We start from the raw sequence: 11,592 nt of genomic DNA, 5'->3' as shown, positions 1-11,592 counted from the left end.
ACAATTCAGCCTACTAGCGTACGGATCGTTGCCTTCACCTGCGCGACCCGGGCGGCCAGGTCGGGCATGTTCGCGGTGATGCGCAATTTGTCTTGTCCGTTCAGCTTGACCTGGCGGTTCTTTTGCACCAGTTCGATAATGCGCATCGCTTCGATGGGCGGATTGGGACAGAACTGCAGCACGGCGGATTCGGCATGCGCGTCGATCTTGATGATGCCGGCCGGGACGGCAGAAATCCGTAGTCTGTGGGTTTCTATCAATGCCTTCGCCGGTTCCGGCATCTTGCCGAAGCGGTCGATCAATTCTTCCTGCAAGTCGTCGATCGTGTTCTGCGTCTGACAATTGGCCAACCGTTTATACAGCGACAGGCGTTCATGCACGTCGCCGCAATAATCCTGCGGCAGCAGGGCAGGGACGTGCAGGTTGATTTCGGTGGTGGTGGACAAAGGCGCGGCCAGATCCGGCTCCTTGCCGTTCTTGAGCGAGCGCACCGCCTCGTTGAGCATGTCCGAATATAACTGGAAGCCGATCTCCTGCATTTCGCCGGACTGGCTTTCGCCCAGCACTTCGCCGGCGCCGCGGATTTCCAGGTCATGCATCGCCAGATAGAATCCGCTGCCGAGCTCTTCCATCTGCTGGATCGCGTCCAGCCGGCGCTGTGCCTGCTTGGTCAAACCCTGCACGTCATGGACCAGCAGATAGGCATAGGCCTGGTGGTGGGAACGGCCGACACGGCCGCGCAACTGGTGCAACTGAGCCAGACCGAACTTGTCGGACCTGTGCATGATGATGGTGTTGGCGGTCGGGACGTCGATACCGGTTTCGATGATCGTCGTGCACAGCAGGATGTTGAAACGCTGGGACACGAAGTCGCGCATCACTTTTTCCAGGTCGCGCTCGTGCATCTGACCGTGCGCGACGGCCACCCGGGCTTCCGGCAGCAAGCCTTCGAGCATGGCCTTGCGGTTGAGGATGGTCTCGACCTCGTTGTGCAGGAAGTAAACCTGGCCGCCGCGCTTGAGTTCGCGCAGGCAGGCTTCGCGCACCACCGAATCGTCTTCCGAGCGCACAAAGGTTTTGATCGCAAGACGCTTTTGCGGCGCGGTAGCGATCACCGAAAAATCCCGCAAGCCTTCCAGCGCCATGCCCAGCGTGCGTGGAATCGGCGTCGCGGTCAGCGTCAACACATCGACTTCGGCGCGCAGGGCTTTCAACGCTTCTTTCTGACGGACGCCAAAGCGATGTTCTTCATCGATGATGACCAGGCCCAGGCGTGAAAATTTCACGTCGTTGGACAAGAGCTTGTGCGTACCGATCACGATGTCGACCGTGCCTTCGGACATGCCCTTGATTGCCTGAGTGACTTCCTTGCCGGTGCGGAAGCGCGATAGCTCCGCGATCTTGACCGGCCAGTCAGCAAAGCGGTCGGCGAAGGTCTGCGCATGTTGCTCGGCGAGCAAGGTGGTCGGTGCCAGGATGGCGACTTGCTTGCCGCCCATGACCGCGACGAAAGCCGCGCGTAATGCCACTTCCGTCTTGCCGAAGCCGACGTCGCCACAAATCAGGCGATCCATCGGTTTGCCGCCGGCCATGTCCTTGATCACTGCAGTGATGGCGGCACTCTGGTCCGGCGTTTCTTCGAAACCAAAGCTCTCCGCAAACGCTTCGTAGTCGCGGGCCGAGTACTCGAATGCGTGACCTTGGCGGGCCGCGCGGCGGGCATACAGATTCAGCAGTTCGGCGGCGGTATCGCGTACCTGCTGGGCCGCCTTTTTCTTGGCCTTTTCCCACTGGCCTGAACCCAGGCTGTGTAGCGGCGCCTCGTCGGGCGAGGCGCCGGAGTAACGCGAAATCACATGCAGCTGCGATACCGGAACGTAGAGCTTGGTTTCCTTCGCATATTCCAGATGCAGGAACTCGGCTTCGCCTTCACCCAGGTCCATGCCGATCAGTCCCATGTAGCGGCCGATGCCGTGATTGACATGCACGACCGGATCGCCGATCTTGAGCTCGGACAGGTCGCGCACCATATATTCGACCTGGGTGACCGCTTCCTGCTTCCTGCGTCCTGCGCGTCGGCCCGAGCCGGCATACAGCTCGGTCTCGGTAATGAAAGCCAGGTCGCCGAGTTCGGGACCGAGCTCGAAACCCGCCTGCAGCGGAGCGACCGACAGCACGAGCTTGGCCGACGACGCTGCAAAATCGTTAAAGCCCTCGCATGGCGCGAGCGGCAGATCGTATTCGTCGAAGTATTGCTGAAGCGTTTCGCGCCGGCCGTTGGAGTCGGCGCAAATCATTACCCGCTTGCCGGTCTGCAGCAGGTAGGAGCGCAAATTGACCAGGGGGTCATCGACTCGGCGGTTGACCGCGATATTCGGGATCGGAGCCGACAGTTCGGATGCCACATCGTCGTGCTGGATCACCCAACGGCCATAGGGCTTGGCAAGCGTAAAGAAGTCCTGATCGGTCAGGAACAGCCTCTCCGGCGGCAAGAGCGGCCTCTCGCGGTCGGCTTTCAGAAATTTATAGCGCGATTGCGTATCGTTCCAGAACCGCTTGATCGATGCCTCGATATCGCCGACCAGCGCGAATGTCGCGTCTTGCGGCAGATATTGGAACAGGGTTGCCGTCTCGTCGAAGAACAGCGGCAGGTAGTACTCGATGCCGGCGGAAGCAATGCCGTTCCCGATATCCTTGTAAATCGAGGACTTTGACGGATCGCCTTCGAATTCTTCGCGCCAGCGGCTGCGAAATGCGGTGCGGGCAGCTTCGTCCATCGGAAATTCGCGGCCCGGCAGCAGACGCACCTCATGCACCGGATACAGCGAACGCTGGGTATCGGCATCGAAGGTGCGAATGGTTTCTATGGTGTCGCCGAACAAGTCCAGCCGGTAGGGCAAGGCCGAACCCATCGGGAACAGGTCAATCAGGCCGCCACGTACGGAATACTCGCCAGGCGACATGACCTGGGTGACATGGGTATAGCCGGCCAGCGTAAGTTGCGTCTTCAGCCGGGCTTCGTCCAGCGTTTCGCCCTTTTTGAAGAAGAAGGTGTAGGCCGCAAGAAAGGATGGCGGCGCCATGCGCAGCAGCGCAGTCGTCGCTGGAACGATCAGTACATCGCACTGGCCGCTGCTGACTTCATGCAGCGTGGCGAGCCGTTCCGAGACCAGGTCCTGGTGCGGAGAGAACGCATCGTATGGCAGGGTTTCCCAATCGGGCAGCAAATGGCAGCGCAAGTCGGCATCCTTGCCGCCGAACCAGGGAATTTCAACGAGCAGGCGCTGGGCATCGGTTGCATTGGCGACCACAATGGCCAGCAACCGCTGCCGCGACTTCAGTTCGACGGCGGCCTGCGCCAGCGCAAATGCGTCTGCAGAGCCGTGAACGGCCGGCAGGGCGAAGCGGTGACCGGGTTTGGGAAGGGATTTTTTAAGATCGAACGTCATCTGCGGACGACATCTGGAATGTCAGAATGGCCGAAGCCGTCGGCTTGCCAGGCAAGGCGACGGACTTCGACTGTGAGAAAATATGCCGAGATTATAAACCAAGGCCCTCGCTCCGGCCGTGGCCGCGCTGTGACTCTGCTATCACATTGCGCATGGCCGGCCGGATACCTGCTCAAATGATGTCATCTCGTTACTATGCCCTGATTCCCGCCGCCGGCGTCGGCGCGCGCATGGGAGCCGATTTTCCCAAGCAGTACATGCCTTTGGCGGGCAAGCCCATGCTGCGGCATGTTCTCGACACGTTTGCCGCACATCCGGCCATCGCGCATACCTATGTCGTCGTCAGCGCCGAGGATGGCTATATCGATGAAGTGACAAGCGAAGGAAATACGCTCGCAGGAAAAGTCACCGTGCTGCGCAATGGCGGCGCGACGCGGCATGCGTCGGTGCTGAACGGCCTGCAAGCGATCCGTGATCGCATCGCCGACAACGATTGGGTGCTGGTGCACGACGCGGCCCGTCCCGGGCTTGGCGCCGAACTGATCGACCGGCTTGTCACCGCATTGGAAAACGACGAGATCGGCGGCCTGCTCGCCTTGCCGGTGGTCGATACCATCAAGCGTAGCGATGCGCAGGCACGCGCCGAGGTCACCGTGCCGCGCGACTTTCTGTGGGCAGCGCAAACGCCTCAGATGTTCCGCTATGCGTTGCTGCGCACGGCGCTTGAAACTGCCGCCAACGTTACCGACGAGGCGAGCGCGATCGAGGCGCTCGGCTACCGGCCGAAACTGGTGGAGGGCAGTCCGCGCAATTTCAAGGTTACGCTGCCGCATGATGTGGCGTTGGCCGAACTGCATTTGAAAGGAAATCCATGACCGTTCCTCCATTCCGTATCGGACAAGGCTACGATTGCCACGCGCTGGTGCCGGGACGCACACTGATCATCGGCGGTGTGACCATACCCCATGCAACCGGACTGCTCGGGCATTCGGATGCCGATGTCTTGCTGCATGCAATTACCGATGCGCTGCTGGGGGCTGCAGGACTGGGCGATATCGGCAAGCACTTTCCGGATACGGATGCGAGGTTTGCCGGCGCGGATTCGCAGGTACTGCTGCGTGAAGCAGGCAAACGCGTGGCAGAGACTGGTTACGCAGTCGGCAATATCGATGCGACCATCATCGCGCAGGCACCGAAGATGGCGCCGCATATTGCTCGCATGGCGGCCAATGTTGCGGAAGCGCTCGGCATCAGTGCCGCACAGGTCAACATCAAGGCCAAGACCAATGAAAAATTGGGCTACCTGGGGCGTGAAGAAGGCATTGCCGCCGAGGCGGTCGCGCTGGTATATCGCGCCAGTGACGTATGACTACCCGCTGAGCGACGCATCGGCAGCGGCGTCAGCCGCCGCCTATCCCTTGCGTAATGCGACCGCTGCCTTCACAGGTCGGGCATTCCGTACCATCGCGCAATTTCCCGCTGCCGCTGCAATCCGGACAAAGGTCTTCTCCCGTGCCGGGAGTGCCGGCAAGTGCTTCGTCGCCGGGCTTCAAGTGATTTTCTGGCTTGCCGGGTGTGCCCGACGATGGCGTAACGCTCATATCGCCTCCTGATATCTATCGGCAAATTGTATCGAGCCGATTTTGTACACCAATCAATTCCCGCCAGGCAATTGGGCGTCGACGGGGGTTGTCCAGATAGATTGATGCAAATTGCGGAAGTTCAGGCGGGGAGCAGGCGAGGCGGCGACACGTCTTGCTCTTATTTGCGCTCCAGTATCGACATGGTCAGTCGCGCGACACAGCTCAGCCGCTGCGCCCCATCGTAAATCATGATTTGCCAGACCTGGGTCGAACGCCCCAGATGAATAGGTTGGGCTTTGGCAGTGACGTATCCTTCACGTACCGCCCGCACATGGTTGGCGTTGATATCCAGACCCACGGCGTAATGCGTCTCGCTGTCTATCGACAGGTTGCTTGCAGCGCTGCCCAGCGTTTCCGCCAGCAATACCGAAGCGCCGCCGTGCAGAATACCGAACGGCTGTATGGTGCGCTTGTCCACCGGCATCCTTGCTTCAAGCCAGTTTTCGCCAAAGTCGGTAAATTCAATGCCGAGATGCTCAATTGCCGTCCCGATATGGCTTTTACTCAAGCTCTGGAGATCGAAATTTGTTTTCCAGATCGTCATCTTTCATCCTTTGCAATAGTCGATACGAAGCAATGCATGCCGTTCGCACCTCCATTCATTTTTCCATAGGCACAGAATATGACGGATCGCATGTTTTGCAAATACGTGTGATCACGCCTTGAGCGAATCCTTGTCGAACCCGGCGAGACGTTTGTAACGCAATGACATCGCTTCCAGCGTGTCCTGAGAAATCACGTCGTTGACATGGCGGAATCCGTTTGGCGCGCGCTCCTCCGCCAATTGCATGACTTGCTCCGGACCGTTCATGCGATTGCGTAACACGATTCCAGCGGTACGCGGCAGCCGTTCGGCTTCATATTCGCGCAGTGCATATGGCGTATTCGGATCTGCCGACAGGCAGTCGGAAAGATAGCGCGCATCGAGTATAGCTTGGGCGCTGCCATTGGAGCCAATCGGATACATGGGATGCGCGGCATCGCCCAGCAGAGTGACACGCCCGAAGGTCCAGCGCGGCAGTGGATCACGGTCCACCAGCGGGAATTCATAAATTTCGCTGGCGCCGTTGATCACTGCCGGTACATCGATCCAGTCCCATTTCCAGCTTTGAAAAGGTTGCTCGAACACCGATTTATCGACCTTTCGGTTCCAGTCGGTTTTGGGCAATTCGCCATTGGGAACGCGCAATTCGGCAATCCAGTTGATCAGGGAACGGCCGTTTTTGCGCATGGGTTCAGAGATCGGATAACAGACAAACTTCTGGTCCTGGTGGCCGGCCATGAACATGCTGCGTCCATCCATATACGGCTCGCTTTCGGTAACCGCACGCCACAGCATGCGTCCGGAAAAGCGCGCTTCGTCACCGGTCGGATAGAGAAAGCGACGCACCGAGGAATGAATGCCGTCTGCTCCCACGAGCACATCGCTCTCGACTTCCACAACAGAATTGTCCTTGCGGCGCAGGAAGCGCGACACCACTTTGTCCGTGGCTTGCTCAAAAGAACTGAAGGCATGCCCCGCATGAATGCGTGAAGCACCTATGCGTTGAACCGCCATATCCAGCAGGGCCATCTGCAATTCGCCGCGAGGAATGGAGAACTGGGGAAAAGGGTACCCGGCGGCACGCCCGCGCGGTTCACGCCAGATCTCCTGACCGAACTTGTTGAAGTAGGCCAGCATCGAGGTTTCGATACCTTTTTCGGCGAGACATTTCTCAAGGCCAAGTTGCAACAGCTGCTGGCTGGCGTGCGGCAACAGGTTGATGCCTACGCCCAAAGGCTTGATTTCGTTGACTGCTTCGAATATCTCCACCTCGATTCCGCGTTCATGAAGCATGAGGCCCAGCGTCAGACCGCCGATGCCGGCTCCGGCAATTGCTACTTTCATGATTGTCTCCTTGGAGTAAATGGGGATGTATTTCAGGAAGGATAAAACCGCGACGTAATCCTGCCGATACTGTTGGAAACGGCGAAGATCGAATGGTCAATATCTTCAGTGTGAATTGTTATACTATATAACAGTTATTTTACAGAACACAAGAATGAAGGCGTTACTTTGGCCCGATGCATTGATGCAATCCATGGCAGCCGGATAGCGTGCGTCTCCCCACAAACAGACAGCACTTCGGCAGCAGCCGTTACAATTGCTGCAAACGCAAGGCTGCACTGACGAAGGACGCGGCATGCAGCATGACTGAATTGCCGGACATTACGGAAGGGGAATGATTTGTCGAACAGTCGGAAAACGGAATCCATGGAGAACCAGGTGCATTTCAACGCCAGGATAGAAGGGATCAACTACGACATCCTGGACGACCTGGTGGGATACGCGGTACGCCGCGCGCAACTCTCGATTTATGAGGATTTTGCCGCATCGCTGGCTGCCGAAGATATTACGCCGCAGCGTTTTTCATCGCTCGTCATCATCGGCAACAATCCCGGCATCTCGCAAACCAGGTTGGCGGAGGTGATGGGTATTGCGCGCTCCGGCGTCGTCTCCATTATCGATCGCTTCGAGGCCAGCGGACTGGTCGAACGCCAGGCTTCCGGAGACAGGCGTTCGTACAACCTGCACCTTACAAAGGAAGGCCAGAAACAGCTCAAGCGTTACAAGAAGGCCGTCGAAAACCATGACAGCCGCATTTCCAGCGCACTCAGCGCAAGCGAGAAGCAGCAGCTGAAGTCCTTGCTGCGCAAGATAGGCCTGAGGGAAGAGGATCGCTGAATGCAGGCCGGATCTGAGGAGCGCGGCGAAGACGCTTGCATAAGCCGTGCGACCTATTTATAGTGAAGAACTGTTATTCAACATAACAATATTGTCGACGCTACCGCTGTAGCGGCCGGGCTTGCAATTCGCCCGGTCATGGCTGCGGCTTTTTTCTCAGGCGTCACGCAATCGACAGGGAAATACGATGCAGCCAATTCTGGAAGTCAGCGATTTGCATGTTCGTTACGGCAAGGTCGAGGCGGTTCATGGCATCAACCTGAAAGTTGCTCCTGGCCAGATCGTATCGGTAATCGGTCCCAACGGAGCCGGCAAGTCGACGACGCTCAATGCCATCATGGGAAACCTGCCGCCCATCGGCGCGACGCAGGGCAGTATTCGCTTTTTGAATCTGGAGCTGTCCGACGTGGCGGTCGAGTCCAGGGTCGTGCAAGGCATGAGCCTGGTCCCCGAAACGAGAGAGTTGTTTGCCACGATGAGCGTCCAGGACAATCTGCATCTTGGCGCCTATCCGCGCAAGAAGGCGGGTGAAAAGCATTACATGGACCAGCTTGAAACCGTGTACGAGCTGTTTCCGCGTTTGAAGGAAAGGGCGAAGCAGGATGCCGGCACGCTATCCGGCGGCGAGCGGCAGATGCTGGCGGTAGGACGAGCCCTGATGGCGCGGCCGAGTCTCCTGATGCTCGATGAACCCAGCCTCGGTCTTGCGCCACTGATCGTCAAGGAAATCTTCCATATCATCAGCCGGCTGCGCATCACCGGCGTGGCGACCCTCTTGATCGAACAGAATGCGCGCGCCGCACTGCAAGTTTCCGATTACGGCTACGTGCTCGAAACCGGAAATATTTCCATGGAAGGTCCGGCGACCGAGTTGGCGAACGATCCGCGTGTGATCGAAACCTATCTCGGTTTTTCGAAAAAGCCGCTGGCACCGGCATCATAAAAAAGCAATTACAGCGTCCACCCATTTGACCAACAAAGGAGACTTCATGAAAGCATCGTTCAAACCTCTGCTTGCGGCCGTCGTGACGGCGCTGGCCGCAGCGCATGCGCACGCCGACATCACGATCGGGGTAAGCCTGCCATTGACCGGCCCGGCGTCGGGGCTAGGCATCCCCACCAGGAACGGTATCTCTTTATGGCCCGATACGATAGGCGGAGAAAAGGTCAAGCTGATCATGCTGGACGACGCCTCCGACACCACGCAATCGGCAAAGAACGGCCGTCGCTTCATCACTGAAGACAAGGTGGATGTCATCGTCGGTTCCACCGCCACACCGGCGTCGGTGGCACTGGCAGACGTAGCCGCCGAAGGCAGTACCGTGCAGATTTCCACCTCACCGGTCGATCTTCCCGAAGGAAGGGGCGGATGGACATTCCGTGTTGCGCAATCGACGCCACTGATGGCGAGCGCGGTCATCGAGCACATGAAAAAGCAGGGTGTGCAAACCTATGCCTATCTTGGTTATTCCGATGCTTATGGCGAAACCTGGTTGCGATCGTTTACCGAACTCGCTAACAAGGCGGGGCTGAAATCCGTCGCCACCGAACGCTTCGCCCGGGCCGATACCAGCGTCACCGCGCAAGCCTTGAAGATTGTGTCAGCCAAGCCGGACGCCATCCTGCTGGGCGCATCGGGAAGCGGTTCCGCAATGCCGCACAAAGCCATCGTCGAGCGTGGATATAAGGGCAAGATTTACCAGACCCACGGCGCCGCGTCGCGCGACCTGATCCGTATTGGCGGCAAGGATGTGGAAGGTTCTTTCGTCGTCGCCGGACTCGCCGTCATGCCCGAAGCGTTGCCGGAAAATCATCCATCGAAGAAACTGGCAACCGACTTCGTCGATCGTTACGAGAAGCAGTTTGGCGCAGGCACGCGCAATCAGTTCGCCGCGCACGGCTATGATGCACACCTGCTTTTGCAGGCCATCGTGCCGCAGGCGCTGAAGAAGGCGAAACCCGGCACGCCGGAATTTCGCGCTGCACTGAAAGAAGCGCTGGAATCGACCAAGGGCATTCCCATCACCCAAGGCGTGGTGCGCTATACGCAGAAAGACCATTTCGGACTGGAAGACAATGCGCGCGTCATGCTGACCATCGATAACGGAAACTGGAAGCTTGTGAATTAACAAATCATCTGCATACCGCCTGCATCTTGCAAACCGAAGGTCCGCCATGCGGCCTTCGGTTTTTCTTTGTCTGCTTTGATACACTCGATCGTTCTTCGATTCAGGACAGGGCAATGCATGATCAACGAATCCTTCCATATCCGCCGCGGCGACCTGCGCGATGCCGATATCATCGCCGAATTCAATCGCGCCATGGCCTTTGAAACCGAGGGCAAGAAATTGCTCGCCGACGTGATAGGCACCGGCGTGGTCGCCTTGATCAACAATCCTGCGCTAGGCTTTTACCTGGTTGCGGAAGAGTCGGGGCAAGTCGTCGCATCGCTCATGATCACCACCGAGTGGAGCGACTGGCGCAACGGAATCTTTTGGTGGATACAAAGCGTTTATGTGCGTCCGGAGTCACGGCGCAAAGGCGTCTATTCGCGTTTGTACCAATATATCCGCGATTTTGCAGCACGGGAGCCAGGAGTGTGTGGTTTTCGCCTGTATGTCGAAAAAGACAATCTGAATGCGCAACGGACTTACAAGAACCTGGGCATGCACGAAACCGACTACAAGATCTACGAAGAGATGCGACCGGGAATACGCTACTGCCTGCAAGATTGATATCGAAAGTCGACGAAAACGCCACGACTGAACTGAATGCGCTATGGATTGCCGCATGTCACAGAGCGTGCCATCACAGAGCGTACCTACACTGTATGGCCCTTTACCTGCACGTCCCATGCACGCGGCATGTTGATTCATCTCAATAGTCGATGGCCCAAGGGCAGGGTGCTGATGGGTTCCGTGCAATGATTATTCTTCATCATGGAGACAGGCATGAGCCAATACCGACGTGACCGAAGCGAATACTGGATTCCTCCTCAAAAGGCAACGCTGCCCGAGGCGGCCACCTCACGTCCCGACCTTGAAACGGCAACGAACGTGGAGTTGGGAATCATGATGCAAGAAACAGCAGGTACGCAACGCGCTACCGAATTCCTGAAGAAAAAAATGGTGCCGGTCGACGTGACAATGCGTGTATTACTTCGGCCTTCCGAGCGGCGAAAGCCGCGTGTGACAGCTCGGAAATAATGTAATGTCTTCTCGTGCTTCGATTGGTATAAAGTGTTCCGGCATATTGCCGTAAAGCCTAATGTAATACCCAAAGGTTGTATTGAGCCCTCTGCTAACACCAGAGGGTTTTTTTTTGCCAATCCGATCCATTGGGACACCATCAAGCTGGCTCTGATCACTTGCCATTAATGCGTCTGCTTAAAACATTGCCGTATTAAAGCGACCATGAATTAATGGAAAATTTTCATTTGGTAAGTCACCAAGATTTGCTGGAAAAACGAGCATGAGTTACCTGAAATCTGCCACTGCTCGCCCATATGAAACGGCATGGCACCGGACCGCTAACTGCCGCTTTTCTTGCGGACAAATATGTTTGTTTTCAATATGTTGCACGATGGCCTTCATCTGAAGATTTCGATTAAAACTGCCATATTTTTGTTGTGCAGGAGCTCAGGACTGAGTAATATATACTGTACATATATACAGCAAATGGTATCTTGGAAAAGCGGGCTGCATGGTCGCATGAATGCATGAATTAAACTGAATGACTGTGGCTAAACATAATTGTGTTTTGTTATGCACCTAAG

General features: G+C 57.0%; 11 protein-coding genes. 7 read left to right on the top strand and 4 right to left on the bottom strand.

Annotated features, from left to right (window positions below):
• Nucleotides 1-5: 5 nt before the first annotated feature.
• Nucleotides 6-3,449, bottom strand: coding sequence for a transcription-repair coupling factor (mfd, locus tag D3871_RS08725; protein WP_119768531.1), 3,444 nt, complete (start codon nucleotides 3,447-3,449; stop codon nucleotides 6-8).
• A 176-nt stretch (nucleotides 3,450-3,625) separates the two neighbouring features.
• On the opposite strand from mfd, the gene ispD reads away from it, so the two are divergent.
• Together ispD and ispF are read left to right on the top strand one after the other, a co-directional pair.
• On the top strand, nucleotides 3,626-4,324 hold the full coding sequence (gene ispD, locus D3871_RS08720; protein ID WP_119768530.1) for a 2-C-methyl-D-erythritol 4-phosphate cytidylyltransferase: 699 nt from the start codon (nucleotides 3,626-3,628) through the stop codon (nucleotides 4,322-4,324).
• The gene (gene ispF / locus D3871_RS08715; RefSeq protein WP_119768529.1) at nucleotides 4,321-4,818 is read left to right on the top strand and encodes a 2-C-methyl-D-erythritol 2,4-cyclodiphosphate synthase; all 498 of its coding nucleotides are present in this window, start codon (nucleotides 4,321-4,323) and stop codon (nucleotides 4,816-4,818) included. The genes ispD and ispF overlap by 4 nt, the downstream gene beginning before the upstream one ends.
• A gap of 31 nt (nucleotides 4,819-4,849) precedes the next feature.
• On the opposite strand, the gene D3871_RS08710 is transcribed toward ispF, so the two are convergent.
• The 3 genes from D3871_RS08710 to D3871_RS08700 all read right to left on the bottom strand — a co-directional run bounded on the left by D3871_RS08710 (nucleotide 4,850) and on the right by D3871_RS08700 (nucleotide 6,980).
• The gene (locus tag D3871_RS08710) at nucleotides 4,850-5,050 is read right to left on the bottom strand and encodes a hypothetical protein (RefSeq protein WP_119768528.1); all 201 of its coding nucleotides are present in this window, start codon (nucleotides 5,048-5,050) and stop codon (nucleotides 4,850-4,852) included.
• A gap of 160 nt (nucleotides 5,051-5,210) precedes the next feature.
• Nucleotides 5,211-5,636, bottom strand: coding sequence for a hotdog fold thioesterase (locus D3871_RS08705; RefSeq protein WP_119768527.1), 426 nt, complete (start codon nucleotides 5,634-5,636; stop codon nucleotides 5,211-5,213).
• 111 nt (nucleotides 5,637-5,747) lie between these two features.
• Nucleotides 5,748-6,980: a flavin-dependent oxidoreductase gene (locus D3871_RS08700; RefSeq protein ID WP_119768526.1), complete on the bottom strand. Its 1,233-nt coding sequence runs from the start codon at nucleotides 6,978-6,980 to the stop codon at nucleotides 5,748-5,750.
• A gap of 366 nt (nucleotides 6,981-7,346) precedes the next feature.
• On the opposite strand from D3871_RS08700, the gene D3871_RS08695 reads away from it, so the two are divergent.
• The 5 genes from D3871_RS08695 (at nucleotide 7,347) to D3871_RS08675 (ending at nucleotide 11,023) form a co-directional block, all read left to right on the top strand.
• The gene (locus D3871_RS08695) at nucleotides 7,347-7,817 is read left to right on the top strand and encodes a MarR family winged helix-turn-helix transcriptional regulator (protein WP_119768525.1); all 471 of its coding nucleotides are present in this window, start codon (nucleotides 7,347-7,349) and stop codon (nucleotides 7,815-7,817) included.
• A gap of 187 nt (nucleotides 7,818-8,004) precedes the next feature.
• Nucleotides 8,005-8,760: an ABC transporter ATP-binding protein gene (locus tag D3871_RS08690; RefSeq protein WP_119768524.1), complete on the top strand. Its 756-nt coding sequence runs from the start codon at nucleotides 8,005-8,007 to the stop codon at nucleotides 8,758-8,760.
• Nucleotides 8,761-8,806: 46 nt separating this feature from the next.
• Nucleotides 8,807-9,946, top strand: coding sequence for an ABC transporter substrate-binding protein (locus D3871_RS08685; RefSeq protein WP_119768523.1), 1,140 nt, complete (start codon nucleotides 8,807-8,809; stop codon nucleotides 9,944-9,946).
• A gap of 117 nt (nucleotides 9,947-10,063) precedes the next feature.
• Nucleotides 10,064-10,552, top strand: coding sequence for a GNAT family N-acetyltransferase (locus tag D3871_RS08680; protein ID WP_119768522.1), 489 nt, complete (start codon nucleotides 10,064-10,066; stop codon nucleotides 10,550-10,552).
• A gap of 216 nt (nucleotides 10,553-10,768) precedes the next feature.
• The gene (locus D3871_RS08675; RefSeq protein ID WP_119768521.1) at nucleotides 10,769-11,023 is read left to right on the top strand and encodes a hypothetical protein; all 255 of its coding nucleotides are present in this window, start codon (nucleotides 10,769-10,771) and stop codon (nucleotides 11,021-11,023) included.
• Nucleotides 11,024-11,592: the final 569 nt, after the last annotated feature.

Origin of the sequence: Noviherbaspirillum saxi (genome assembly GCF_003591035.1) — a bacterium.
Taxonomy (GTDB): domain Bacteria; phylum Pseudomonadota; class Gammaproteobacteria; order Burkholderiales; family Burkholderiaceae_D; genus Noviherbaspirillum; species Noviherbaspirillum saxi.
This window is presented reverse-complemented; position numbering and strand designations above follow the sequence as displayed.